The 25,464-nt window shown below is 65.3% G+C and carries 21 protein-coding genes; 17 read left to right on the top strand and 4 right to left on the bottom strand.

The features are described from left to right. Positions 1-182 precede the first annotated feature (182 nt). The 11 genes from soxX (at position 183) to ABIB95_RS13410 (ending at position 9,599) form a co-directional block, all read left to right on the top strand. Complete coding sequence (gene soxX / locus ABIB95_RS13460; RefSeq protein ID WP_354239937.1) at positions 183-539, top strand: sulfur oxidation c-type cytochrome SoxX; 357 nt, start codon at positions 183-185, stop codon at positions 537-539. 37 nt (positions 540-576) lie between these two features. Further along, a complete protein-coding gene (soxY, locus tag ABIB95_RS13455; RefSeq protein WP_354239935.1) occupies positions 577-1,062 on the top strand; it encodes a thiosulfate oxidation carrier protein SoxY in 486 nt (161 codons plus the stop codon). 10 nt (positions 1,063-1,072) lie between these two features. Next, positions 1,073-1,384 (top strand): thiosulfate oxidation carrier complex protein SoxZ, encoded by a 312-nt coding sequence (gene soxZ / locus ABIB95_RS13450; protein WP_354239933.1) that lies wholly within the window; start codon positions 1,073-1,075, stop codon positions 1,382-1,384. Continuing rightward, entirely contained in the window at positions 1,384-2,247 is an 864-nt protein-coding gene (gene soxA / locus ABIB95_RS13445; protein WP_354113866.1) for a sulfur oxidation c-type cytochrome SoxA, read from the top strand. The genes soxZ and soxA overlap by 1 nt, the downstream gene beginning before the upstream one ends. Next, positions 2,244-2,549 carry a hypothetical protein gene (locus tag ABIB95_RS13440; protein WP_354239931.1) on the top strand — a complete coding sequence of 102 codons (306 nt, stop codon included), beginning with the start codon at positions 2,244-2,246 and terminating at the stop codon, positions 2,547-2,549. The genes soxA and ABIB95_RS13440 overlap by 4 nt, the downstream gene beginning before the upstream one ends. Positions 2,550-2,605: 56 nt before the next feature. After that, the gene (gene soxB / locus ABIB95_RS13435) at positions 2,606-4,357 is read left to right on the top strand and encodes a thiosulfohydrolase SoxB (protein ID WP_354239929.1); all 1,752 of its coding nucleotides are present in this window, start codon (positions 2,606-2,608) and stop codon (positions 4,355-4,357) included. Beyond that, on the top strand, positions 4,354-4,809 hold the full coding sequence (locus ABIB95_RS13430) for a DsrE family protein (RefSeq protein WP_354239927.1): 456 nt from the start codon (positions 4,354-4,356) through the stop codon (positions 4,807-4,809). Before soxB ends, ABIB95_RS13430 begins: the two co-directional genes overlap by 4 nt. A 334-nt stretch (positions 4,810-5,143) precedes the next feature. Beyond that, on the top strand, positions 5,144-6,181 hold the full coding sequence (locus tag ABIB95_RS13425; RefSeq protein ID WP_166347966.1) for an MBL fold metallo-hydrolase: 1,038 nt from the start codon (positions 5,144-5,146) through the stop codon (positions 6,179-6,181). A gap of 81 nt (positions 6,182-6,262) precedes the next feature. Then, positions 6,263-6,430, top strand: coding sequence for a hypothetical protein (locus tag ABIB95_RS13420; protein ID WP_354239924.1), 168 nt, complete (start codon positions 6,263-6,265; stop codon positions 6,428-6,430). Positions 6,431-6,579: 149 nt separating this feature from the next. Next, positions 6,580-7,800: an MFS transporter gene (locus ABIB95_RS13415; protein WP_354239922.1), complete on the top strand. Its 1,221-nt coding sequence runs from the start codon at positions 6,580-6,582 to the stop codon at positions 7,798-7,800. Between the two features lie 80 nt (positions 7,801-7,880). Next, a complete protein-coding gene (locus ABIB95_RS13410) occupies positions 7,881-9,599 on the top strand; it encodes an N-acyl-D-amino-acid deacylase family protein (protein WP_354239920.1) in 1,719 nt (572 codons plus the stop codon). Positions 9,600-9,802: 203 nt separating this feature from the next. On the opposite strand, the gene ABIB95_RS13405 is transcribed toward ABIB95_RS13410, so the two are convergent. Then, positions 9,803-11,140: an MFS transporter gene (locus tag ABIB95_RS13405; protein ID WP_354239918.1), complete on the bottom strand. Its 1,338-nt coding sequence runs from the start codon at positions 11,138-11,140 to the stop codon at positions 9,803-9,805. 146 nt (positions 11,141-11,286) lie between these two features. On the opposite strand from ABIB95_RS13405, the gene ABIB95_RS13400 reads away from it, so the two are divergent. From ABIB95_RS13400 to ABIB95_RS13385, 4 genes are read left to right on the top strand one after another with little or no spacing between them, the layout of a single operon-like run. After that, entirely contained in the window at positions 11,287-11,940 is a 654-nt protein-coding gene (locus tag ABIB95_RS13400; protein ID WP_354239916.1) for an ABC transporter ATP-binding protein, read from the top strand. Further along, complete coding sequence (locus tag ABIB95_RS13395) at positions 11,937-14,399, top strand: FtsX-like permease family protein (RefSeq protein ID WP_354239914.1); 2,463 nt, start codon at positions 11,937-11,939, stop codon at positions 14,397-14,399. The genes ABIB95_RS13400 and ABIB95_RS13395 overlap by 4 nt, the downstream gene beginning before the upstream one ends. Next, complete coding sequence (locus tag ABIB95_RS13390) at positions 14,389-15,471, top strand: lipocalin-like domain-containing protein (protein ID WP_354239912.1); 1,083 nt, start codon at positions 14,389-14,391, stop codon at positions 15,469-15,471. Before ABIB95_RS13395 ends, ABIB95_RS13390 begins: the two co-directional genes overlap by 11 nt. Before the next feature lie 27 nt (positions 15,472-15,498). Then, positions 15,499-15,885 (top strand): MAPEG family protein, encoded by a 387-nt coding sequence (locus ABIB95_RS13385; protein ID WP_063979972.1) that lies wholly within the window; start codon positions 15,499-15,501, stop codon positions 15,883-15,885. 158 nt (positions 15,886-16,043) lie between these two features. Here ABIB95_RS13385 and ABIB95_RS13380 read toward each other — a convergent pair whose 3' ends face one another. The 3 genes from ABIB95_RS13380 to ABIB95_RS13370 form a co-directional block, all read right to left on the bottom strand. After that, positions 16,044-17,237 (bottom strand): ABC transporter substrate-binding protein, encoded by a 1,194-nt coding sequence (locus tag ABIB95_RS13380; protein WP_063979973.1) that lies wholly within the window; start codon positions 17,235-17,237, stop codon positions 16,044-16,046. Between the two features lie 292 nt (positions 17,238-17,529). Further along, positions 17,530-20,700: an efflux RND transporter permease subunit gene (locus ABIB95_RS13375; protein ID WP_354239910.1), complete on the bottom strand. Its 3,171-nt coding sequence runs from the start codon at positions 20,698-20,700 to the stop codon at positions 17,530-17,532. Then, positions 20,697-21,908 carry an efflux RND transporter periplasmic adaptor subunit gene (locus tag ABIB95_RS13370; protein WP_063979975.1) on the bottom strand — a complete coding sequence of 404 codons (1,212 nt, stop codon included), beginning with the start codon at positions 21,906-21,908 and terminating at the stop codon, positions 20,697-20,699. Before ABIB95_RS13370 ends, ABIB95_RS13375 begins: the two co-directional genes overlap by 4 nt. 497 nt (positions 21,909-22,405) lie before the next feature. Here ABIB95_RS13370 and ABIB95_RS13365 point away from each other — a divergent pair, with 497 nt between their 5' ends. Further along, positions 22,406-23,560, top strand: coding sequence for an iron-containing alcohol dehydrogenase (locus ABIB95_RS13365; protein WP_354239908.1), 1,155 nt, complete (start codon positions 22,406-22,408; stop codon positions 23,558-23,560). 18 nt (positions 23,561-23,578) lie between these two features. After that, complete coding sequence (locus ABIB95_RS13360; RefSeq protein ID WP_354239906.1) at positions 23,579-25,129, top strand: AMP-binding protein; 1,551 nt, start codon at positions 23,579-23,581, stop codon at positions 25,127-25,129. Positions 25,130-25,464: the final 335 nt, after the last annotated feature.

The raw sequence follows: 25,464 nt of genomic DNA, 5'->3' as shown, positions 1-25,464 counted from the left end.
ACAGCCGGCCAGCGCTCCTGGCCCGAATCCGCCGGACAAATAAGCTCTTTAGTTGCAATGCGGAAGATATTAACTCCATTTTGCCGCGCGCATAGTCTTGATTGTCAGCCGATGCCCTTTGTGCTTTGGAACACTATATTTCCGCGAACGAGATCATCGACATAACGCCTCGGAATGACGCCTTGACCGCCTTCCCACGGACGCCCGTCCTTTACGTCCTGCTGGCGATCGCCGCCGGCCTTGCCGCAGGCCCCGCGCGGGCGCAATCCGCCGTGGCTGCCGGCCAGAAGCTCGCCTTCGACCGCGGCAAGGGCAATTGCCTGACCTGCCACGTCATCAAGGGCGGCGACCTGCCGGGCACGATCGGACCGGAGCTCAAGGACATCAAGTCAAAATACCCTGATCGCAACGAGCTGGTCGCGATCATCTTCGACGAGACCAAGCGCAATCCGCAGACCATGATGCCGCCGTTCGGCCGGAACCGGATTTTGACCGAGCAGGAGATCAGCGCGATCGTTGATTTCCTCCAGACCCTGTGACCGCCGGCACGCCAAGAGAATGTCCAGGAGATTTGAGATGACCATCACCACCGGCCCTCATCCGACGCGGCGCCTGATCCTTCAGGGCGCAGCCGGCGTCGCGCTGCTCGGCCTCGGCAACCTGCCGTTCGCGCCCGCGCGTGCGGCGGCCAACGACAAATATCCGGAAGAGGCGTTCAAGCAGAAGAGCGAGGCGGACGCGATCAAGGCGCTCTACGGCAAGACCGCCGAGCCGTCCGACAAGGTCAAGCTCGATGCGCCCGAGATCGCCGAGAACGGCGGCGTGGTGCCGATCTCGGTGACGACGACGCTCGACAAGGTCACCTCGATCTCGTTCTTCGTGGCCGAGAATCCGAGCGCGCTCGCGGCGAGCTACAAGATTGCCGATGGCACGATCCCTGCTGTCGCCAACCGCCTGAAGATGGCCAAGACCACCAACGTGACCGCGATCGTGGAAGCCGACGGCAAGCTCTACAGCGCGACCAAGGAAGTCAAAGTCACAGTCGGCGGCTGCGGTGGTTAGGAGAAGTTAGATGGCATCCAGCATTCGCGTCCGCGCCACGGCCAACGGCGACATCACCGAGGTGCAGGTGCTGATTCAGCACCCCATGGACACTGGCCTGGTCAAGGACGCCAAGGGCGAGGTGATTCCGGCGCACTTCATCCAGCGACTGAAGTTCGAATGTAACGGCAAGGACGTCTTCGTCGCCGATTGGGGCACCGCGGTCTCCAAGGACCCCTACGTCAAGTTCAGCTTCAAGGGCGCCAAAAAGGGCGACGACCTCAAGGTCTCCTGGACCGACAACAAGGGCGGGTCGGACGCGACCACCGCGAAGATTTCGTGATGAATGTCCGCTTCTGTCTCCTGCTTGGTTCGGTGAGCGCCGCGCTGGTCGCGTTCGCCCTCACCTCTCCGCGCGTGATCGCGGCCGACAAGGTCGATCCCGTTGCCGATGCGAAGGCGTTCCAGAACTTCTTCTTCCAGAAGTTTCCGACCGTGAAGCACGAGGATTTCGTCAACGGTCCTTATTCGATGAACGAGGACATGAAGCGGCAGTGGCAGGAGAAGGAGGAATTCCCGCCCTACGAGTTCGCGCTCGATGCCGGCAAGGAGATGTTCGCGACCCCGTTCAAGAACGGCAAGACCTATGCCGACTGCTTCCCGAACGGCGGCATCGGCATCCGCCAGAACTATCCTTACTTCGACACTGGGGAAGGCAAGGTCGTCACGCTGGAGCTCGCGCTCAACCGCTGCCGCGAGGCCAATGGCGAGGCGCCCTATTCCTACGTCAAGGACGAGATGGCTTCGCTCACCGCCTACATGGCGTTCACCTCGCGCGGCAAGCCGATGGATATCAAGATCCCCGATGATCCCCGCGCGCTCGCCGCGTACGAGAACGGCAAGCGCTACTTCTACACGCGCCGCGGCCAGATGAATTTCTCCTGCGCGAGCTGCCATGTGCAGAGCCCGGGCGAGCGCATCCGCGCCGAGATCCTGGCACCGGCGCTCGGCATTCTGAACGCGATGCCGATCTACCGCTCCGAATGGAGCGGCATGGGCACGACCAGCCGCCGCTTCGTCACCTGTAACAGCCAGACCCGCGCGGTTCCGCTGGAGCCGCAGGCCGATGAATATCGCGACGTCGAATATTTCCTGTCCTACGTCGCCAACGGCCTGCCGATTTCAGGGCCGGGAGCGCGGCCATGAAGCTGTCACTTCCTCTCGCCATGTTGCTCGCATTGAGCCTCGCGCCAGCAGCGCGCGCGGCAAACGAGGCGGACTACAAGGCGGCCTATGCCGCTGCGGAGGCCGCCTCCAAGGAGGCAGCCGGCATGCGCAACCAGTGGACCGTGACCGTATCTGCGCTGGCGGCAGCCAAGAAGGCGGCCGACGGCGGCGATTTCGACCGCGCGGTTGTCGCTTCGAAGGAAGCCGAGGCGCTGGCGAAGGCCTCGATCTTCCAGGCGACGTCAGAAAAAGAGGCGTGGAAGGCGATGGAAATCCGCTAGACTAAAAATCTCGTGGAACCGTCGAATTGCCGTTGAGAGGCGCGGAGAATTTCTGGATGGCCATCCGCCGCCGCGATTTCCTGAAGAGCACCGCTGCTGTCGCCACATCGCTCAGCCTGCCGCGGCTTGCGCGCGGCGCCGAGACCGCGAGCATTTACGACCTCGAACGGTTCGGCAATGCGCGCATCCTGCACACCACCGACACGCATGCGCAGCTCAACCCGGTCTATGTCCGCGAGCCCAGCGTCAATATCGGCATCGGCGAGATGGCGGGACGGCCGCCGCATCTGGTTGGCCGCGCTTTCCTCGAACGGTTCGGGATCCGCTCCGACAGCGCCGATGCCTATGCCTTCAGCTGCTTCGAGTTCGAGAAGTCCGCGGGCCGCTTCGGCAAGCTCGGCGGCTTCGCCCATCTGAAGACACTGATCGATCGCTTGCGCGGCGATGCCGGCGAAAAGCACTCCGTGCTCGTCGACGGCGGCGACCTCTGGCAGGGAACGGGTCTTGCCAACATCATGCAGGGCCGCGACATGGTCGAGGTCGCCAATCTGCTCGGCATCGAGGCGATGACCGGGCATTGGGAATTCACCTATGGCGAGCAGGCGCTCCGCGACAATCTCGAGCGCTTCAAGGGCGAATTTCTGGCGCAGAACGTCTTCCTGACCGAGGAGGCCGCGTTCAACGACGCCCCCGCCTTCGACAAGGCGAGCGGGCGCGTGTTCAAGCCTTCGATGATCAAGGAGCTCGGCGGCCATCGCGTTGCGATCATCGGCCAGGCCTTCCCCTATGTGCCGATCGCGCATCCCAAGCGGTTCACGCCGGACTGGACTTTTGGCATCCGCGAGGAGGAGTTGCAGAAGCATGTCGATGCCTTGCGCGGCACTGAGAAGGTCGATGCGGTCGTCCTGCTGTCGCACAACGGCATGGACGTCGATCTCAAGCTCGCGAGCCGCGTCACCGGCATCGATGTCATCCTCGGCGGCCATACCCATGATGCGATCCCGCAGCCCATCGCGGTGAAGAACGCGAGTGGCACGACGCTCGTCACCAATGCCGGCTCCAACGGAAAATTTCTGGGCGTCCTCGATCTCGCGCTCGACAAGGGCAAGGTCGGCGATGTCAGGTACCATCTGCTGCCGGTCTATTCCGAGCTGCTGAAGCCCGACCCCGGCATGGCCGAGCTGATCGGCCGGGTGCGCGCGCCGCATGTGACCGACTGGTCGGAGAAGATCGCAACGCCCGACCGCCTGCTGTATCGCCGCGACAATTTCGCAGGCCCCGTCGACGAGCTGATCTGCACCGCGCTGCGCAGCGAGCTCGATGCCGAGATCGCGCTGTCGCCGGGCTTCCGCTGGGGCGTCACCGCACTGTCCGGCCAGCCGCTGACCATGGAGGACGTGCTCGCGGAAACCGCGATCACCTATCCCGAGACCTATGTGCAGGAGATGACCGGCGCCCAGATCAAGGAGGTGCTGGAAGACATCTGCGACAACCTCTTCAACCCCGATCCCTATTACCAGCAGGGCGGCGACATGGTGCGCGCCGGCGGGCTCAGCTACACCTGCACGCCGACGGCTGCGATCGGCAGCCGCATCTCCGAACTGAAGCTCAATGGCGGCAAGGCGCTCAGCGCGAGCAACCGCTACAAGGTCGCGGGCTGGGCCTCGGTCAACGGCCAGCAGGGCGCACCGGTGTGGGATGTCGTCGCCAAATATCTGCGCTCGGGCCGGATGTTTCAGGAGCGGCTCGGCTCCGGCGTGACGCTGAAGGGCGTCGAGGGCAATCCAGGCATTGCAGGACAGGGATGATGCGGTGGCAAATCTGTCGCGCGATGCTGCTGGCGACGTTCGCCTTCGCCACGCCGTGGGCCTCGGCACAGCAGGTGCCGCTCCAGGACAAGCCGTTCGCCGAGCACAAGATCGTGCTTCAGCTCTCCGACAGCGATGCGAAGAAGCACGCGCTGGTGCTAAGCGTCGCCAACAATCTCCTGAAGGCCTACGATCCCGACAAGGTCGCGATCGAGGTGGTGGCCTTCGGTCCCGGCATTGATCTCCTGTTCACCGGCAACGAGCGCCGCAAGCAGGTCGAAAGCCTGATCGTACAGGGCGTGCGCTTCGATATCTGCCTCAACACGGTCGACACGATCGAGCGGGAGACCGGACGACGGCCGGAGTTCATTCCGACTGCGACGCCGGTGCAGGTGGGCGTCGGGCAGATCCTGTTCCTGGCGGAGAATGGGTACACGGTGGTGCGGCCGTAGGGGTGCCCGGAGTTTGTGGCACGTCCCTGCAACACACTCACTGTCATCGCCCGCGAAAGCGGGCGATCCAGTATTCCAGAGACAGCGAGGGGTACGGAGAAGCCGCGGCGTACTGGATTCCCCGCCTTCGCGGGGAATGACAGCGGTGGGTGGGGCGACACCATGGCGTCCCTGACGGCTCTCGGGCGCGCAATCCGGCTCTGCCGATCCGGCCGCGGCCCCATCACGCAGAACAAAAATCTTCTAAGTTTTCTTGTCTACACAGTGAATTGCTTCTCTTTCCAGCCTCTGGCGTAGTAGAATCCTCGAAACCAGTTCCACGCCGGGTCTTGCCATGATCTTTCGCCAGCTCTTCGACAGCGTTTCGGGCACCTACAGCTATGTCCTCGCCAGCCGCCCCGGCGGCGAGGCGCTGATCCTCGATCCCGTGCTGGAGAAGGTCGACCGCTATTGCCAGCTGCTGCGCGAGCTCGACCTCAAGCTGGTGAAAGCCGTCGACACCCATCTGCATGCCGACCATGTCACCGGCCTCGGTGAGCTCCGCGACCGCACCCATTGCATGACCGTGATGGGCGACCAGACCAAGGCCGACGTGGTGGCGATGCGGGTCGCCGACGGCGACAAGGTGACGATCGAGGGCCTGTCGCTCGACGTGATGTACACGCCCGGCCACACCGACGATTCCTACTCCTATCTGATGGGCGACCGCGTCTTCACCGGCGACACGCTTCTGATCCGCGGCACCGGCCGCACCGATTTCCAGAACGGCTCGTCGCGCGCGCAGTACGAGTCGATCTTCAACCGTCTGCTCAAGCTGCCGGACGAGACGATGGTGTTCCCGGCGCATGACTACAAGGGCGACACGGTCTCCACCATCGGCGAGGAGAAGCGCTACAATCCGCGGCTCCAGGTGCGTTCGGTCGACGAATATATCGAGCTGATGGCGAACCTGAAGCTGCCCAATCCGAAGATGATGGACGTCGCGGTGCCCGCCAACATGCATGTCGGCCTGCATCAGGAGGAGCTGGAGAAAGAGGGCCGCGCGGTCAGCGCCGTCGAGGCGATCCGCATCCTCGGCCGTCCCGATATCCTGCTGGTCGATCTGCGCGAGACCAATGAGCGGATGAAGCACGGCATGCTCGAAGGCGCGCTGCATACGCCCTATCCGTCCGTTGAAGACAGTCTGAAGCCCGGCGGCATGCTGCGCGAGGTCGCGGCCGCCACCGGCCGCCGCGTCGTGTTCTTCTGCGCCTTCGGCGAACGCTCGGCGATGGCTGTCGCCGCCGCCAAGGAAGCCGGCCTCAGCAACACTGCCCACATCGCCGGCGGCATCGATGCCTGGAAGAAGGCCGGCGGGCCTGTGGTGCACTGACGCCCCCTTCTTGCGGTAAGTCAGGAACCGCACATATTTTCGGGGTAGAAGCGGATGACGCATCACCATCCGGGATCACCCATGGCCAAGACCGCCAAGCCGCGCAAGCCGCCCAAAGTCGCTGATGACAAGCAAGCGGACGACAAGGCGAAGAAGCCCCCGCCTCCGCTCGACGACGACGATTGCGACGACGGCGACATCGCGACGCCGAAACGCGACCGCTACGGTTCGGATGACGAGCCGTTGTGAGTTGAAGCCTGCCCCACGAACGGTGCGTTCCCTCCCCCAGATCGCGGCGCCCCACCCGCGCTACCTGCCATGCGCCCGCGTTCATGGACAAATAACGGCTCTGCCCGATAGTTTGCGCGTCCCCCTTTAGGACGTGAAACGGAACTGCAATGGTCGACGTTCTCGCCGCACCGCAACAAGGCAAGGCGGACAGCGCGCTGCGCACGCTGACCGGGATTTCGATCGCGCATTGGGTCAGCCATTTCCATCTGCTGGTCCTGCCGATGCTGTTTCCGTTCCTGAAGAGCCAGCTCGGCGTCGGCTATATCGAGCTCGGCTTCGCGCTCACCGTCTCTGCGGTCGTATCCGGCCTGACGCAGGCGCCGACCGGCTATCTCGTCGACCATTTTGGCGCGCGCAAGATCCTGCTGGGCGGGCTCGCGCTCGGCGGCTTCGCGCTGATCCTGCTCGGCCTGCATCTCAGCTATGCCTCGCTGATTGCCTGCGCGGTGCTGCTGGGTCTCGCCAACAGCGTCTACCACCCCGCCGACTACGCCATCCTGGCCGAGCATATGGACGAGGCGCGGATGGGCCGCGCCTTCTCGGTCCACACCTTTGCCGGCTATCTCGGCGGCGCCGTGGCGCCGGCGATCATCGCGGCGCTCGTCACCGTCTCCGGCGGCACGGGTGCGCTGATCGCGTCGGGCGCGATCGCCGTGCTGGTGGCCCTGCTGCTGGTCGTCATGAACATTCCCGATGCCGGCGCGCACAAGACCAAGCCGGGCAACGAAAACGCGCCGAAGCAGGCCGTGATCACGCCGGCGCTGATCACGCTCACCGCGCTGTTCATGCTGCTCAGCCTGTCGGTCGCCGGCATCAACAATTTCGGCGTGGTGGCGCTGATGAGCGGTTACGGCGCGTCCTACTCCGCCGCCAACGTCGCGCTCACCGCGTTCCTCGCCGCCAGCGCCGCAGGCGTGCTCGCCGGCGGCTTCCTCGCCGACCGCACCGCGCGCCACGGCTATGTCGCAGCCGCCTGCTTTGCCGCGAACGCAGCGATCGTGCTGCTGATCGCGCTGGTCACGCTGCCCGGCTGGATGCTGACCGCCGCGATGATGATGGCGGGCTTCCTCTCCGGCGTGATCGCGCCGTCGCGGGACATGCTGGTGCGCAATGCGGCGCCTCCGGGTGCGGCCGGCCGCGCCTTCGGCATCGTCTCCACCGGCTTCAATCTCGGCGGCATCGTCAGCCCGCTGCTGTTCGGCTGGATCATGGACCAGAGCGCGCCGCACTGGGTGTTCGGGGCGTCCGTGATCTTCATGGTGGCAACCGTGGTGCTGTCGCCGTTCACGGAGCGGAAGCCGCAAGCCAAGGCTGCCACGCAACCCTGAGCGCACTTCCCCGCGGTTGACACTTCGCTTGCGCGCCCGAAAATGCGCTCAAGCAAAACAACAAACTGGGAAGAAACACCATGAGCACCCCTGATCTCGTGATCCGCGGCGGCACCGTCGCGGATGGAAGCGGCGGCGAATTGTTCGAGGCCGATGTCGCCATCACCGCCGGCAAGATCACCGAGGTCGGGAAGATCTCCGCGAAGGGACAGGAAGAGATCGACGCGCGCGGCAAGCTCGTCACGCCAGGCTTCGTCGACGTGCACACCCATTATGACGGCCAGGTCACCTGGAGCCAGGACATCACGCCGTCGTCGCAGAACGGCGTCACCACGGCGATCATGGGCAATTGCGGCGTCGGCTTTGCGCCGTGCAAGCCCGCCGACCACATCCGCCTGATCCAGCTCATGGAGGGCGTCGAGGACATTCCCGAGCCCGTGCTGAGCGCCGGCATTCCCTGGGCGTGGGAAAGCTTTCCGGATTACATGAACTGGCTGTCGAAGCGCGATTTCGACATCGACGTCGGCGCGCAGCTGCCGCATGCGGCGCTACGCGTCTATGTCATGGGCGAACGCGGCGCGCGCCGCGATCCCTCGACCGCCGAGGACAACGCGGCAATGGCGAAGCTCGCGGGCGAGGCGGTGCGCTCGGGCGCGCTGGGCTTCTCGACCTCGCGCACGCTCAACCACCGCACTTCGACGGGCGATTTCACGCCGACGCTGAAGGCGGGCGAGGACGAACTCACCGCGATTGCCGGCGCGATGCACAGCCAGGGCCGCAGCGTGCTGCAATTCGTGCTGGATCTCTCCACCCTCCACGAAGATCTGCCGATGATGCTGCGGGTGGCGGATGCCACAAAGTGCCCGATCTCGTTCTCGATCACGCAGAACGACAAGGCGCCAAACCGCTGGCGCCAGACGCTGGACGAGATCAATGCGGCCGCCAGGCGCGGCCTTTCCATCACCGCGCAGATAGCGGCACGCCCGGTCGGCCTGCTGCTCGGCCTCGAGCTGTCGCGCAATCCGTTCCAGACCCATCCGAGCTACAAGGCGATTGCGCATCTGCCGCTGAAGGAGCGGCTGGCGCGGCTGCATCAGCCGGAGGTACGCAAGGCGATCCTGAGCGAGACGGCGACCGCGACCGACGATCCGCTGTTCTTCCGGCCCAACTACGACAAGATGTTCCTGCTCGGCGATCCCCCCGATTACGAGCAGCCGCCGGAGAACGCGCTGGGGCCGCAGGCGCGCAAGCAAGGCCGCCAGCCGGAAGAGCTCGCTTACGATGCGATGCTGTCGGATGAGGGCCGCGGCATGCTCTACGTGCCCTTCCTCAACTATGCCGACGGCAATCTCGATGCGACGCGCGAGATGCTGATCGATCCGCAATCGGTGCCGGGCCTCTCCGACGGCGGCGCGCATTGCGGCATCATCTGCGACGCGAGCTTCCCGACCTATCTGCTGACGCACTGGACCCGCGACCGCACGCGCGGCGAGAAGCTCACGATTCCCTTCGTGGTCGCCGCGCAGTCGCGCAAGACCGCGCTCTCGGTCGGCCTCACCGATCGCGGGCTCGTTGCCCCCGGCTACAAAGCCGATGTCAATGTGATCGACTACGACCGGCTGCATCTGCATCCGCCGAAGGTGCATTACGATCTGCCGGTCGGCGGGCGGCGGCTGTTGCAGGATGTCGATGGGTATGACGCGACGATCGTGTCGGGCGTGGTGACGCGGCGGCAGGGTGAGGCCACGGGAAGGCGACCGGGGAAGTTGATCCGGGGTGCGCAGGGGATGGCGAGCTAGCGCTGTGAGATGCAGTGAAGCGCGAAGGCCGCGCCTCACTCTCGCTGTCGTCCCCGCGAAGGCGGGGACCCATACGCCGCAGCAATCGTTTTGCGAAGGCTCGGAGTTACCTACTCACCCCAAACCACTCCCTGTGGTTATGGGTCCCGGGCTCGCGCTTCGCGCGCCCCGGGACGACAGTGTGCCTGGAGCAATCGCGCCCCTTACGTCGGCGACACCGCGCCCTTCAGCGCCGCGGCCTGCGGGGCCGCACCGCGGGTCAGCCTGGCCTTTTCCGTGTTCGGCCAGAGCAGCAGCAGACCAATGACACCGGAGCCGACCATGACCACCGCGTTGATGGTGAAGCCGGTCAGGTAGCCGTCGACCATGTTGCCGGAGCGCTGGATCACGGCGCCCATCACGTTCGGCGCGATGATGCCCGACAGCGTGTACAGCGCGCCGTAGATCGCGATGACCGCGCCGCGCTGCGACGCCGGGGTGAACTCGCCGAGCATCGGCGGGCAGACGACGTAGATCGCCCCGCACAGGCCGGAGCCGACGACGAGCAGCGCGATCTGCAGGCCAGCACCCTGCACATGCGCCATCATCGCCAGGATCAGGCCGCCGATGATCAGCGGCACCGAGCCGAGCACGCCGCGCGAGATGCGCGTCGTGTAGCCGCGCGCCATCATCACCTGCGAGACCCACCCCGTGAGGATGACGACGGTCGCGCCGAACACCCAGGGCAGGATCGAGACGTAGCCGGCCTGGCTCTGCGAGAAGCCCAGGCCCTTGACGATGAACGGCGTGAACCAGGTGAGGCCGAGCGACAGCGCCCAATAGGCCCCGAAGGTCGCGATCACGCAGCCGAGGAAGGTGCGCGAGGTCAGAAGCTGCACATAGGGGATTTTCGGCTCGGTGACGGCGAGAACCTGCGTGTCCTCGAGCGGGCCTTCCTTGCCGAACGTCAGCCAGGCGCAGACCCAGAGCAGGCCGACGACGCCAAGCGCGCCGAAGGCGTAGTGCCAGGAGTGATTGACGATGACCCAGTTCAAGGCCGGCACGGCCAGGATGACGCCGAAGGCCGAGCCTTGCGACAGGATCGCGGTCGGCAGCGTGCGCTTCTCGTCGGGAAACCATTTGTAGATGGCGTGGGCTGCGACCGAGAAGGCAGGTCCCTCGCCCGCGCCCAGCACGATGCGGCAGATCAGGAGCGTGGTGAACGAGACGGTGCCGACCATCGGAAACTGCGCCAACGCCCAGATCACCGCCAGCGTCAGCAGCACCCAGCGCGTCGGCACCTTGTTGACGATGAAGCCGACCACGATGGCCGAGATCGAGAACAGGAAGAAGAACGAGGAGCCGAGCAGGCCGAATTGTTCGGCATCGAGCTTCAGGTCGGTCATGATCGGCACGCCGGCGAGACCGACGACGATCTTGTCCGCGAAGTTCACCACCATGAAGAGAAAGAGGAGAAAAGTGACGGTCCAGGCGCCCTTCGGCGTTGCCTTGGTTTCCCCTGCCGTCCTGCCCGCAACGTCGGGCGTTCCCTGAGCGCTCATCAATCTCCCCGTATGTCTTTTTGTCGGCACGTTTTTGATTTGGCCGTTTTGGGAGCTAACAACGGCTTCAAGGCCAACGCAACCCCGGCATTTCCACGGCAAGTGTGCTACGCAGCATTGAGTTAATTCCGTCCGGCGCATTGACCTTGCTGAGCATCCGAAACCTCTCAAAGACCTTCTCCTCGGCCGGCGAGCCGGTCCACGTGCTGCGTGGTGTCGACCTCGACCTCAAGGCCGGCGAGCGCGTCGCGCTGACCGGCGAGTCCGGCAGCGGCAAGAGCACGCTGTTGCACCTGATCGCGGGTCTGGATGCGGCCGACAGCGGCACAATTCGCCTGGAGGACACCGAGGTCACCAAGCTCTCGGACGCGGGCCGGGCCGAGCTGCGGCGCGACCGGATCGGCCTGGTTTTTCAGCAGTTCAATCTGATCCCGAGCCTGTCGGTCGCCGACAATCTGGTCTTCCAGGCGCGGATCGCCGGCCGTCACGATGCGGCATGGTCAAAGGAGCTGGTCGAGCGGCTCGGGCTCGGCAATCTGCTCAAGCGTCATCCAGAGCAATTATCAGGCGGCCAGCAGCAGCGGGTCGCGATCGGCCGGGCGCTGGCGACAAAGCCGTCGCTCCTGCTCGCGGACGAGCCGACCGGCAATCTCGACGAAGATACCGCCGACGACGTGCTGGCGCTGACGCGCGATCTCGTCACACGCACCGGCTGCGGCTTCCTGATGGTGACGCACAGCCTGCATCTGGCCGGCACGCTCGACCGCCACGTCACCTTGCATGCGGGGCGGATCGCATGAGGCGCGCGCTGTGGGTCCTCGCGGTGCTCCTGAGCCATTGGCGGCGGCACAAGATGCAGTTCGCGACGCTCCTGATCGGGCTGATCGCGGCGACCGCACTGTGGAGCGGCGTGCAGGCGATCAACCAGCAGGCCCGCAATGCCTATGACCGCGCGGCGGCGACGTTCGGCGGCGTGCGCACGGCGATGCTGGTGGCGCCTGATGCCGCGACCTTCTCGCAGGAGCTGTTCGTCAAGCTTCGCCGCGCGGGCTGGCCGGTCTCGCCGGTGCTGGAAGGCCGCGTCCAGGTCAACGGGCGCTCGGTGCGGCTGCTCGGCATCGAGCCGGTCACGATGCCGGCCGACGTCGGCAACGCGCCGCGCCTCGGCGCCTCGGATTTGAGCAGTTTTGTTGCGCCGCCCGGCCAGACATTGGTGGCGCGGGAGACGCTGAGCGATCTGCAGGAACAGGAAGGCGCGGCACCGCCGATCAGCAACGGCGCAAAGCTGCCGCCGCTGCGCGTGCTGCCGCAGCTCGTGCCCGGCGTGCTGGTCGTCGACATCGGCGTGGCGCAGCGGCTACTGAACAAGCCGGACCAGGTGTCGCGGCTTTTGATCGGCAAGCCCAAGGGCAAGCCGGCGCCACTGGCGAGCGTCGTTGGCGAGCAGTTGCAGCTGGTCGAGCCGAATGCGGAGACGGAGCTGGAGCGCCTCACCGACAGCTTCCATCTCAACCTGACCGCCTTCGGCCTGCTGTCGTTCTTCGTCGGTCTCTTCATCGTCAACTCCGCCGTCGGCCTCGCCTTCGAGCAGCGGTTGCCGATGCTGCGCACGTTGCGGGCCTGCGGTGCCTCGGCGCGGCTGGTCAACACGGTGCTGGTGGTCGAGCTGGTGGCGCTGGCGCTGGTCGCCGGACTGATCGGGCTCGTCTGCGGCTATTTCATCGCGGCTGCGCTGTTGCCCGACGTCGCGGCGTCGCTGCGCGGGCTGTATGGCGCGCAGATCCCGGGACAGCTCACATTGCGCTCCGAATGGTGGCTTGCCGGTATCGGCATCAGCATTGCGGGTGCACTCGTGGCCGCGGCGACCAGCCTGATCAAGGCGATCAGGATGCCGGTGCTGGCGACCGCACAGCCGTACGCCTGGCAGCAGCGGCAGCGCCGCTGGCTGGTCCTGCAAAGCATTGCGGCCTGCGCCGTGTTCGCGGTCGCGCTGTTGCTCCTGCACTACGGACAATCGCTGATTGCGGGATTCGGCGTGCTGGCCGCATTGATGTTCGGTGCGGCGCTGATCCTGCCGGCATTCCTCGAAATCATCCTGCTCGTGGGCCAGCGCTGGGCGAAGGGGCCGCTCGCGCTGTGGTTCTGGGCTGACAGCCGGCAACAGCTCTCCGGCTTGTCGCTGGCCCTGATGGCGCTGCTGCTCGCGCTGGCCGTCAATGTCGGGGTGTCCACCATGGTGGAGACCTTCAGCCGCACATTCGTCGGCTGGCTTAACGGCCGGCTTGCCGCCGACGTCTACATCAGCGCCTCCGACAATGCGCAAGGCGTCGCGATCCGGAGCTGGCTGAAGGAGCGCAGCGACGTGAAGGCGATCCTGTCAGGCGGACGCGCCGATACGCAGGTTCAGGGGCAGCCGGTGGAGCTGCTCGGCCTGCCCGATCACGCGCTCTATCGCGAACGCTGGCCGCTGCTGGAGACCGCGCCGCGCGCCTGGACCCAGCTCGTGCCCGGCAATGCCGCCTTCATCAGCGAGCAGCTGAGCCGCCGCCTCAACGTCCGCGTCGGCGATGTCATCGAGGTGCCGGCGCCCGGCGGCACCTGGGAGCTCGACATCGCCGGCATCTATGCCGACTACGGCAACCCCAAGGGGCAGCTCGCCGTCAACGTCGCGGCGCTGATCCGGCACTTTCCGCAGACGCCGCAGACGCGAATCGGCCTGATCGTCGCGAAGGAAAATATCCCCGGCCTGATCGCGGCGTTGCAGAAGCAATTCGCGCTCGACGACCGCAGCGTCGCGGATCAGGCGACAGTGAAGGCGGAATCGATCCGGATCTTCAACCGCACCTTTGCGGTAACGTCGGCGCTGAATGCCTTCACGCTAGGCGTTGCCGGCATTGCGCTCTTGACCAGCCTGCTGACGCTGGCGAATTCCCGCCTGCCGCAGCTTGCGCCGTTGTGGGCGATCGGCATCACCCGGCCGCGCCTTGCCGCGATCGAACTGACCAAGACGTTGTCGGTTGCGCTGTTCACGGCGCTGCTGGCCGTACCGCTCGGATTGCTGGTGGCGTGGTGCCTGATCGCGATCGTCAATGTGAAGGCGTTCGGCTGGCGGCTGCCGTTCCACGTGTTTCCGCTGCAGCTGGTGGAGCTGGTCGCGGTCGCGCTGATCGCTTCGCTGCTCGCCGCGCTGCTGCCGATGATACGCCTGGCGCGGATGCAGCCGGCGAGCCTCGTCAAGGTGTTTGCCAATGAGCGCTGATAAAATCACGCGGCGCGCGTTTGCCGGCGGCATCGCCGCACTCGCGGCGGCCCGCCGCGCTGGCGCGCAAGGTTATGCCGGGCTCGGCGAGACCGCCGACGGCTTTGCGAAGGTGACACCGGGAAAGACGTTCAGCTTCCCGGCCGATCACGGCCCGCATCCGGAGTTTCGCATCGAATGGTGGTATCTCACCGCGAACCTCGTCGATGGCAGCGGCGCGGCTTGCGGCCTGCAATGGACGCTGTTCCGCCAGGCCGCGCAGCCAGGCCCGCAAGGCGAGGGCTGGGCCAATCAGCAGATCTGGATGGCACATGCGGCAGTGACTCGCGCCGACACCCACCGCTTCAGCGAGGTGTTTTCGCGCGGCGGCATTGGACAGGCCGGCGTCACCGCAAAGCCATTTGCGGCGTGGATCGATGATTGGGAGATGAAAGGGTCCGAGCGCACCGACGATCGCACGTTGGCGCCGCTGACGCTGAAGGCGTCGGGCACCGATTTCAGCTATGCGCTGACGTTTGACGCAGACCGCCCGGTGGTGTTGCAGGGCGATCACGGCTACAGCCGCAAGTCCGAGCGCGGGCAGGCGTCCTACTATTACAGCCAGCCGTTCTACCGCGCCCGCGGCAGCCTCACGATCGACGACAAATCCGTCGATGTCTCGGGCCAGGCCTGGATGGACCGCGAGTGGAGCAGCCAGCCGCTCGATGCCGACCAGACCGGCTGGGACTGGCTGTCGCTACATCTCGCATCCGGCGACAAGCTGATGCTGTACCGGCTGCGGCAGAAGGACGGCAAGGACTACCCGTTCGGCAACTGGATCAGCGCCGCGGGTGACACGCAGATGATCGCGGGTGACGATATCCAGATGAGTCCGAAAGCGACCGCCGAGATCGCGGGGCGCAAGTTGCCGGTGGAATGGCAGATCGCGATCCCCTCACGATCGCTCTCGATTGCCTGCAAGCCGCTTAACCCAAAAGCCTGGATGGGGACCGGCTTCTCCTATTGGGAAGGGCCGATCAGCTTTGCCGGCACGCATGACGGCGTTGGCTATCTCGAGCTGACCGGCTATTGAGGCGCGACCTCCTCAAAAGGATCTGCGATGTATCATCTCACCGCCCTCGTCACGCTGCTGGCGATCGCATTCTACATGTTCACCTGCATCAACGTCTCGCGCGCGCGCACCAAGACCGGTGTCAAGGTGCCGGCAATGTCGGGCCACCCGGATTTCGAGCGCGCCTTCCGCATCCAGGCGAACACGCTGGAATGGATGCCGGTCTTCCTGCCGGCGCTCTGGCTGTTCGCGATCTATATCGGCGACGCCATTGCAGCCGGCATCGGCGCGGTCTGGATCATCGGCCGCATCGTCTACTTCATCGGCTATTCGCAGGCGGCGGCAAAGCGCGGCCCGGGCTTTGCGATCCAGGGCATTGCGGCGATTGCGCTGTGGGCGGGGGCATTGGGGGCGGTGGTGTTGCGGATGGTGTGAGGCGCGGCATCACGCGCGCCCGTCTCCAGGGCGCGGTGCAGCGTGTAACGCCGCGCGGCTGAACCGGGACCCAATCTGGTCTCGCCCCATGGAGAAATGTGGGTCCCGGCTCTGCGCAGCAGCGTTTCACGCTGCAGCGCGTCCGGGACACGAGAGCCTTACTTCGTCAGCGGGCAGCCGCTGTCCTTGGCGGCGAAGAATGCCTTGTCGCCGGGGACGGTTGCGAGCAGCTTGTAATAGTCCCACGGCTTCTTCGATTCCGACGGCTTCTTGACCTCGAACAGATACATGTCGTGGACCATGCGGCCATTCTCGAGCACCTTGCCGCCCTGCGCAAAGTCGTCGTCGACCGGTAGCTCCTTCAGCTTCTTGGCGACCGCGTCGGGGTCCTTGGTGCCGGCGGCCTTGACCGCCTTGAGATAGCTCAGCGTCGCCGAATAGGTACCGGCCTGGATCATGTTCGGCATCCGGCTGGTGCGCTTGAAGAAGCGTTCGCCGAAATGGCGGGTGCGGTCGTTGAGGTCCCAGTAATAGCCCTCGGTCAGCACCAGGCCTTGCGCGGCCTGCAGGCCGAGACCATTCACCTCGGCGAGCGTCATCAGGAGGCCGGCAAGCTTCTGGCCGCCGGAGACGATGCCGAACTCGGCCGCCTGCTTGATCGAGTTGGTGGTGTCGAGGCCGGCATTCGCGAGGCCGACGATCTTCGCCTTCGAGCTCTGCGCCTGGAGCAGGAAGGAGGAGAAGTCCGACGAGTTGAGCGGCACGCGGACCGAGCCGGCCACCTTGCCGCCATTGGCGGTGACGATCTCGCTGGTGTCCTTTTCCAGCGCATAGCCGAAGGCATAGTCGGCCGTGAGGAAGAACCAGGTGTCGCCGCCCGCTTTGGTCAGCGCGCCGCCGGTGCCGACGCCGAGCGCGCGGGTGTCATAGGCCCAGTGGAAGCCGTAGGGCTGGCAGGCATCGCCGGTGAGGCGCGAGGTCGCGGCGCCGACGACGATGTCGATCTTCTTCTTTTCCTTGGAGAGCTCGTGGATCGCGAGCGCGACCGAGGAGGTCGTCAGCTCCGTGATCATGTCCACGTTCTCGACGTCGTACCAGCGCCGCGCGATCGACGTGGCGAGATCCGGCTTGTTCTGGTGATCGGCGGTGACCATCTCGATCTTCTGGCCAAGCACTTCGCCGCCGAAATCCTCGATCGCCATCTTGGCGGCTTCGACCGAGTATTTGCCGCCGTAGTCGGCATAGACGCCGGACTGATCGTTGAGAATGCCGATCTTGACGCCTTGCGCAAAGGCCGGCGCAGCCAGCAACAGAGCAGACGTTGCGACAGCGGCCAAAAGTGCTGATTTCATATGTTGGCTCCCAGCAGTTTTCTGTTTTGAAATCGCGCGGATACTAGTGAAGAACCCCGCGCCTGCCCATCCATTTCGGCGTAGGCCGTTAGTATGGGATTCTGCGCGCCAACCACCGCTGTCGTCCCGGGGCGCGCGTAGCGCGAGCCCGGGACCCATAACCACAGGGAGAAGCATTGCGAAGGCTCGGAGTTACCTGTCTCGCGCCGCAACTTCCCCCTGGGGGTATGGGTCCCCGCTTACGCGAGGACGACAGCGAGGGTGTGGATACGCCAGTGGCCACCCGCAACGACTAAGAAGCAGCCACCTCCGGCTTCTTCCCCTCGTTCCGCCCTTCCGCCAGGTTCCGCACCACCACATAGAAGATCGGGGTGAACAGCAGGCCGAACAGGGTGACGCCGATCATGCCGAAGAACACGGCAACGCCGACCGCCTGCCGCATCTCCGAGCCGGAGCCGGACGATATCACCAGCGGCAGCACGCCGAGGATGAAGGCGAAGGAGGTCATCAGGATCGGCCGCAGGCGCAGGCGGCAGGCATCGATCACGGCCTCCAGCCGCGGCTTGCCTTCTTTCTCGATGTCGCGTGCGAACTCGACGATCAGGATCGCGTTCTTTGCAGCTAGCCCCACCAGAACGACGAATCCGATCTGGGTGAGGATGTTGACGTCCTGCCCCATGATGCGCACGCCGATGGTGGCGGCCAACAGGCACATCGGCACGATCAGGATCACCGCGAACGGCAGCGTCCAGCTGCCATATTGCGCGGCGAGCACGAGATAGACGAACAGCACGCAGATCGGGAACACGAGCAGGCCCGCATTGCCGCCGGTGACCTGCTGGTAGGAGAGATCGGTCCATTCGAAGGTGAAGCCGCTCGGCAAGATGTCGTCCGCGAGCTTCTTGATGGTGTTGAGCGCGGTGGTCGAGCTGGTGCCCGGCGCCGGCTCGCCTTGGAGCTCGGACGCAGCATAGAGATTGTAGCGCGCGACGCGGTCGGGGCCGGAGACGTCCTTGAACTCGACCACGCTGCCCAGCATCACCATGTCGCCGGAGGCGTTACGCGTGCGCAACCGCGAGAGGTCGCTGGGTTCTTTTCGGAACGGGAAGTCAGCCTGCGCGGTGACGTGATAGGTGCGGCCGAACAGGTTGAAGTCGTTGACGTAGGTCGATCCGAAGTAGGTCTGGATCGTGTCGTTGATGCTGGCGATGGGCACGCCGAGCTTCTGCGCCTTGGTGCGGTCGATGTCGACGAAGAGCTGCGGCGTGTTGGCCGAGAACGGCGAGAAAACCGTGGGGCCGAGCAGCAACGGCGATTTGCGCGCCGCGGCGACAAGCTCGTCGGTGGCCGCGGCGAGCAGCTCAGGTCCTCGGCCCTGGCGGTCCTGGACGCGGATGGTGAAGCCGCCGCCGGTGCCGATGCCGGGCACGGCCGGCGGCGGAATCACGATGATGAAGGCGCCCTGGATTGCGGCCAGGCGCTTGCGCAGTTCGACCGTGATGGCGTTCGCAGACAATCCCTTCTTCATCCGCGCCTCGGGCTCGTCGAAAACCGGGAACAGCGCCGCAGCATTGCCCGCCTGCGTGCGGGTGGCGCCCGAGAAGCCGGCGAAGGCGGCGACGCGGACGATGCCGGGCGTGTCCAGCGAGATCCGCTCGATCTCGCGCACGACTTCGGTGGTGCGCGCCAGCGACGCCGCGCCCGGCAATTGCACGGAGATGATGACGTAGCCGCGATCCTGCGCGGGAATGAAGCCCTGCGGCGTGGTCGCGATCAGCCAGCCGGCGCTGCCGATCAGCACGACATAGATCAGGATCATCACCACCGAATGGCGGATCACGAAATTGGCGAGGCCGGCATAACCATGCGAGAGCCGGTCGAACACGCGGTTGAAGACGCCGGTGAACGCATTCCAGCCACGCGCGAGGAGATTCCAGGCGGCAGGCGGTCGCTTCTCTGCGTGCGGCGTGAGGATCATCGAAGCCAGCGCCGGCGACAGCGTCAGCGAGCAGAAGCAGGAGATCGCGGTCGCCACCGCAATGGTGACGGCGAATTGCTGGAAGAACTGCCCGGAGATGCCGCCAATGAATGCGGTCGGCACGAACACGGCGCAGAGCACCAGCGCGATCGAGACCAGCGCGCCGCCGACCTCCTCCATGGTCTTCAGCGCCGCATCGCGCCGACTTAGGCCGTGCTCGAGATGGCGCTCCACATTCTCCACCACCACAATGGCGTCGTCGACCACGATGCCAACCGCAAGCACGAGGCCGAACAAAGTGAGGTTGTTGATGGAGAAGCCGAGCGCCGCCATCACCGCGAAGGTGCCGACCAGCGAGACCGGGATCGCGATGATCGGAATGATCGCGGGCCGCCATCCTTGCAGGAACACCAGCACCACGATGACCACGAGCAGCATGGCCTCGTAGATGGTCTTGATCAGCTCGTGGACAGACTGCGCGATGAACTCGGTCGGGTTGTAGCCGATATTGTAGTCGAGGCCCTTCGGGAAGCTTTGCTTGAGCGTCGTCATCGTGTCGGAGATGTTTTTCGCCGTCGCGAGCGCGTTCGATCCCGGCCGCTGCGTCACCAGCATGGCGACCGCTGATTTGCGCAGCAGGAAGCTGTTGGTGGAGTACGCGAGAGCACCGAGCTCGATGCGGGCGACGTCGCGCAGCCGCACCGTGCGGCCGTCGGAGCCGGCCTTGATCAGGATGTCCTCGAACTGCTTCTGGTCCTTCAGGCGCCCGGTGAAAACGAGGTTTGGCTGGAAGGCCCGGTCGGCGATCGGCGGTTCGGCGATCTGGCCGCCCGCGATCTGGACGTTCTGGGCACGGATCGCCGCCAGCACCTCGGTCGAGGTCAGGCCGAGATTGGCGATACGATCAGGGTCGAGCCAGAGCCGCATCGAATAGTCGCGTGCGCCGAAGATCTGGATATCGCCGACGCCGTCGATCCGCAGCAACTGGTCACGGACCTGGAGCAGCGCGTAATTGGAGATATAGAGCTGGTCGAACGTATCGTCCGGCGACAGCATGAACACGACCATCAGGATGTCGGGCGAGTTCTTGCGCGTGACGACGCCGTTGCGCTGCACTTCGTCCGGCAGTTGCGGCTGTGCGATCGCGACGCGGTTCTGGACCAACACCTGCGCCTTGTCGAGATCGGTGCCGAGCTTGAAGGTGACGGTGATCGTCAATTGCCCGTTCGAGGTCGCCTGGCTGTAGAGATACAGCATGTCCTCGACGCCGTTGATCTGCTGCTCGATCGGAGCTGCGACCGTGTCGGACACGGTCTGCGCCGAGGCGCCGGGATATTGCGTGGTGACGACGACGGTCGGCGGCACCACTTGCGGATATTCGGAGACCGGCAGCGTCGTATAGGCGAGCGCGCCGACGATCAGCAGCACGATCGACAGCACCATCGCCAGGATGGGCTGGTTGATGGAGAGACGGCCAAGGTTCATGACTTGTCACCGGACTTGGCCGGCGCTGGCGCGGGAGACGGAGCGACCTTGGCGCCGACGCGGGCGCGCTGGATGCCGTTGACGATGACGCGGTCCTCCGCTTTCAGCCCCTCGCGGATCACGCGCAGGCCCTCATCGAGCGGACCGAGCACCACGGGGCGCGCCTCGACGGTGTCGTCCGGCTTCACGACGAACACGATCTTGCGGGACTGGTCGGTTGCGACGGCAACGTCGGGAATCAGCAGCGCCTCATAGGGTGCGCTGCCGATCAGCCGGACGCGGCCGAACTGGCCCGGCAGGATCGAGAGATCGGTGTTCTTGATCACGGCGCGGCTGCGCAGCGTGCCGGTGGAGACATCGAGGCGGTTGTCGAGGAAGTTGATGGTGCCCTCATGCGACGGCTTGGTCTCGCCGGCGAGCGTCACCTGCACCGGGTTCGCGGTGTCGCGCGAGCTCGGGCGGCGGCCTTCGAACCACAGCTTGCTGTATTTGATGAAGGTCGCCTCATCCATGTCGAAATAGACGTAGATCGGGTCGAGCGCGACGATCGAGGTGAGCAGCGTCGAGGTGCCGGTATCGCTGCCCTGCACGAGATTGCCGGGGCTGACGAGATGGCGACTGACGCGGCCGGTGAGCGGCGCGGTCACATGGGTGAACTCGATGTTGAGCCGGGCGGCCTTCAGCGCACCTGCGGCCTGCGTCTCCGCGGCATGCGCCGCCTGCAAGGCCTGGCGGCGCTGGTCGACGGCCTGCTCGGAGACCGCGCTGGTCTGGACCAGGTTCAGGCCACGGTCGAGCTCGCGCTTGGCGAGCTCCACCTTGGCACGCGCGTCGGACAACTGGCCGTCCGCCTGCTCGGCCACCGCCTCGAACGGGCGCGGGTCGATGACGTAGAGCAGGTCGCCCTGATGCACGATCGCGCCGTCCTGGAACTCGACGGAGTTGACGAAGCCGCCGACACGGGGGCGCACCTGCACCTCCTCGACCGCCTCGAAGCGACCGGTGAACTCGTCCCAATCGGTGACGGTGCGCTTGACGGGCTGGGCGACGGTCACCGGCGGCGGCGGTGGGGCGGCGGCCTGCGAGGCCGGTTGTCCGCAACCAGTGAGAGCGAACGTCGCGGCGAGGAGCCCGGCAATTGCGCAAAGTCGAGGTAGGACGAAATCGTGCGTTTTGACAAAATGCTCGTTTCGGTCCGGTCCGCTCATCCCAAGTCCCTCGCACATTTGCCGCAGCAAAAGCAGCGTACTCGCCTACCCGCGGGCGACACAAGATGGGTTTCAATGATGAAATCTTCAAGACGAAAGCGCGCGCAACGCTTGGGAGGATGCCCTAGCCGGATGACGGGTTGACAGCGAGAGAGATGATGACAAGCGGCAGCTGATGCGCGTCGGCGTAAGGTCAGCAATCAAGACGCGGCGCTCGCCACCCTCCCCTGGAGGGGTCCGGGACGAGCGTAGCTCGCCCGTGGGTCGGCTCATGTTGAGCGAAGCGAGACATGAGACGGGGTGGGGTGACGGTCTCTCCGCGTCGAACAGTATCCGTGTGGAGAGATCACCCCACCCCGCTCGCGCTGCGCGCGATCGACCCTCCCCCTCAAGGGGAGGGTGGGAGCGTGGCCAGCGTCTTCGCACATGACGGACACCGTCCGCTCGGCTAGATTACTCCCAGAAAAACAAAGCCGAATTGTCCTGGGAGGACAGGCGTGCACCAGGGACGTGTCGTTTACGGCGCGATCGAGGAGGTCGTGTTCGGCCATCCCGCGGCCGAGGCCGTCGTTGCGCAGATGGACCGGCTGGGGACGCGCCGCGCCTTCCTGATGGTCTCGGGCACGCTGAACCGTCAGACCGACGAAATCGCGAAGATCAAGGACGCGCTCGGCGCGCGCTGCGCCGGCCTGTTCGACGCCATGCCGGCGCACACACCGCGCGAGGCAGTGATCGCGGCGACCAATGCCGCACGCGAAGTGAACGCCGACCTGATCGTCACCGTGGGCGGCGGCTCGATCACCGACGGCGCCAAGGCGGTGCAGCTCTGCCTTGCCAACGGCATCGACGATGTCGACGGCATCGAGCGCATCCGCGTCCACAAGGGCGTCGCGCCCGAGATGACCGCCCCTGACGTGCGGCAGATCAGCGTGCCGACCACGATCGCCGGCGGCGAGTTCAGCGCGATCGCCGGCGTCACCGACCGTGGCACGCATGTGAAGCAGATGCTGCGGCATCCGCTCACGGTGCCGCGTGCGACCATCCTCGATCCCGCCATCACCGTGCACACGCCGGAATGGCTGTTTCTCTCCACCGGCATCCGCGCCGTCGACCATTGCGTCGAGGCGATCTGCTCGCGCGAGACGCACCCCTATGCCGACGCGCAGTCGGTGAAGGGGCTGGCCATGCTCGCCGACGCGCTGCCGCGGGTGAAGGCCGACCCTGCCGACCTCGACGCCCGCATGGATGCGCAGATCGGCACCTGGCTGTCGATGGGCGCGCTCGCCGCCGGCGTGCCGATGGGTGCGAGCCACGGCATCGGCTATGTCCTGGGTGCGGCCTTCGACGTGCCGCACGGCTACACCTCCTGCATCATGTTGCCGGCGGTGATGCGCTGGAATGCGCGCGACAATTCCGAGCGCCAGATGATCGTCGCCGCCGCGATGGGTTTTCCCGGCCACAACGCCGGCGACGTGCTCGATGCCTTCATCCGCTCGCTCGGCATGCCGCGCAGCCTCGCCGACGTCCGCGTCTCGCCGGAGCATTTCGACGCCATCGCCGAACAGGCGATGCGCACGAACTGGATCCCGCGCAACCCGCGCAAGATCGACGGCCCCGCCGACATTCGCGAAATCCTGCTTCTCGCCGCATAATTTCAAGCCGGAGGACTGATGTATCCAGGTCAGCATGCTCGTCTACGCCCGCTCCAACCCGCCTTCATCATGGCTGCAACCGGCGAGGCCGTCACCTATCGCGAGCTCGATGCGCGCAGCAACCGCCTGGCGCATCTGTTCCGCGAGCACGGCTTGAAGCGGCTCGACCATTATTCGATCTTCATGGAGAACAATTCGCGCTATCTCGAAGCCTGCGGCGCGGGCGAGCGCTCCGGGCTGTACTACACCTGCATCAACTCGTTCCTGACGCCGGGCGAGCTCGCCTATCTCCTCGTCAACAGCCAGTCGAAAATCCTGATCACGTCCGTTGCGAAACTCGACATCGCCCGCGAGGCGATCAAGGCCTGTCCGGACATCAAGCTCTGCATCGTCGCCGACGGCCCCGGCGAGAGCGACCGTATCGTCGGCCTCGCCGAGGTGACCGCCGACCTGCCCGAGGCTCCGATCGCCGATGAATGGCTCGGCACCGCCATGCTCTATTCATCCGGCACGACCGGACGGCCGAAAGGCATCCTGCGCCCGCTGCCGGAGGAACCGCCGAAGCACAATCTGCCGCTGTTCGATTTCCTGACAAAGCTTTGGCGCTATCGCGAGGGCATGGTCTATCTCTCGCCTGCCCCGCTCTATCACTCCGCGCCGCAAGCCGCGGTGAACCTCACGATCCGCATGGGCGGCACCGTGATCATCAAGGAGACGTTCGATCCCGAACGTTATCTCCAGCTCGTCCAGCAATGGGGTATCACCCACACCCAGCTGGTGCCGACGATGTTCTCGCGCTTGCTGAAGCTGCCGGAGGAGGTGCGCGGCCGCTACGACCTGTCGTCGCTGGAGATCGCGATCCACGCCGCAGCGCCCTGCCCGGCACTGGTCAAGGACGACATCATCAAATGGTGGGGGCCGATCATCCACGAATATTACGGCGCGACCGAAGGCCTCGGCTTCACCGCCTGCAACAGCGAGGAATGGCTTAGCCACCGCGGCACCGTCGGCAAGGTGCTGCTCGGCGACCTCCACATTCTCGACGAGAACATGAGGGCGTGCCCGACCGGCACGCCGGGCCAGGTCTGGTTCAAGACGGCATCGTCGTTCGAATATTTCAACGACCCCGAGAAGACCAGGGAGGCGCGCTCGGCCGACGGCAGCATGAGCACGGTCGGCGACGTCGGCTATGTCGACGAGGATCGTTTCCTCTATTTGACCGACCGCGCGACCTTCATGATCATCTCCGGCGGGGTGAACATCTATCCGCAGGAATGCGAGAACCTGCTGATCACCCATCCGAAGGTCGCCGATGCCGCGGTGTTCGGCGTGCCCAATCCCGATCTCGGCGAAGAGGTGAAAGCGGTGGTGCAGCCGATGCCCGGCATCGTGCCGGGCGAGGCGCTCGCCGAAGAACTGATCGCCTTCTGCGGCCAATCGCTGTCGCGGCAGAAGGTGCCGCGCTCGGTCGATTTCGAGAAGGAACTGCCGCGGCTGCCGACGGGCAAGCTGTACAAGCGGCTGCTGCGGGACCGCTATTGGGGGAACAAGACGTCACGGATCGTGTGAGCCCCACTGTCGTCCCGGGGCGCGACGAAGTCGCGAACCCGGGACCCATAACCACCGGCAGGAGTCGTCACGCGAGCAGGTAACTCCGAGTCTTCATCAAACGACTTCCTGTGGTTATGGATCCCGGATCTGCGCTTCGCTTGTCCGGGACGACGGCGGAGTTTGTTGAGGCAGCTGCCCGCAACATCTGCACAGGAACCGTCCCTTCGCACCTGCACTCTCACATGAAGAGAGTGTGAACGCCTGCGGCCTTCCGTCATCCGAATTGTCGAGGCGGCGAGCGGCCTTGCCGGTTGCCTCGCTGCACGTGCGTCGCTATCGTCTGACAAACAGGC

The sequence above is a fragment of the Bradyrhizobium sp. LA2.1 genome, assembly GCF_040547725.1.
Taxonomy (GTDB): Bacteria; Pseudomonadota; Alphaproteobacteria; order Rhizobiales; family Xanthobacteraceae; genus Bradyrhizobium; species Bradyrhizobium barranii.
This window is presented reverse-complemented; position numbering and strand designations above follow the sequence as displayed.

Bases quoted from the DNA above. Each gene is read 5' to 3' on its own strand.
- soxY (WP_354239935.1), top strand. From the start codon at position 577: ATGACCATCACCACCGGCCCTCATCCGACGCGGCGCCTGATCCTTCAG.
- soxZ (WP_354239933.1), top strand. From the start codon at position 1,073: ATGGCATCCAGCATTCGCGTCCGCGCCACGGCCAACGGCGACATCACC.
- soxA (WP_354113866.1), top strand. From the start codon at position 1,384: ATGAATGTCCGCTTCTGTCTCCTGCTTGGTTCGGTGAGCGCCGCGCTG.
- ABIB95_RS13440 (WP_354239931.1), top strand. From the start codon at position 2,244: ATGAAGCTGTCACTTCCTCTCGCCATGTTGCTCGCATTGAGCCTCGCG.
- soxB (WP_354239929.1), top strand. From the start codon at position 2,606: ATGGCCATCCGCCGCCGCGATTTCCTGAAGAGCACCGCTGCTGTCGCC.
- ABIB95_RS13430 (WP_354239927.1), top strand. From the start codon at position 4,354: ATGATGCGGTGGCAAATCTGTCGCGCGATGCTGCTGGCGACGTTCGCC.
- ABIB95_RS13425 (WP_166347966.1), top strand. From the start codon at position 5,144: ATGATCTTTCGCCAGCTCTTCGACAGCGTTTCGGGCACCTACAGCTAT.
- ABIB95_RS13420 (WP_354239924.1), top strand. From the start codon at position 6,263: ATGGCCAAGACCGCCAAGCCGCGCAAGCCGCCCAAAGTCGCTGATGAC.
- ABIB95_RS13415 (WP_354239922.1), top strand. From the start codon at position 6,580: ATGGTCGACGTTCTCGCCGCACCGCAACAAGGCAAGGCGGACAGCGCG.
- ABIB95_RS13410 (WP_354239920.1), top strand. From the start codon at position 7,881: ATGAGCACCCCTGATCTCGTGATCCGCGGCGGCACCGTCGCGGATGGA.
- ABIB95_RS13405 (WP_354239918.1), bottom strand. From the start codon at position 11,140: ATGAGCGCTCAGGGAACGCCCGACGTTGCGGGCAGGACGGCAGGGGAA.
- ABIB95_RS13395 (WP_354239914.1), top strand. From the start codon at position 11,937: ATGAGGCGCGCGCTGTGGGTCCTCGCGGTGCTCCTGAGCCATTGGCGG.
- ABIB95_RS13390 (WP_354239912.1), top strand. From the start codon at position 14,389: ATGAGCGCTGATAAAATCACGCGGCGCGCGTTTGCCGGCGGCATCGCC.
- ABIB95_RS13385 (WP_063979972.1), top strand. From the start codon at position 15,499: ATGTATCATCTCACCGCCCTCGTCACGCTGCTGGCGATCGCATTCTAC.
- ABIB95_RS13380 (WP_063979973.1), bottom strand. From the start codon at position 17,237: ATGAAATCAGCACTTTTGGCCGCTGTCGCAACGTCTGCTCTGTTGCTG.
- ABIB95_RS13375 (WP_354239910.1), bottom strand. From the start codon at position 20,700: ATGAACCTTGGCCGTCTCTCCATCAACCAGCCCATCCTGGCGATGGTG.
- ABIB95_RS13370 (WP_063979975.1), bottom strand. From the start codon at position 21,908: ATGAGCGGACCGGACCGAAACGAGCATTTTGTCAAAACGCACGATTTC.
- ABIB95_RS13360 (WP_354239906.1), top strand. From the start codon at position 23,579: ATGTATCCAGGTCAGCATGCTCGTCTACGCCCGCTCCAACCCGCCTTC.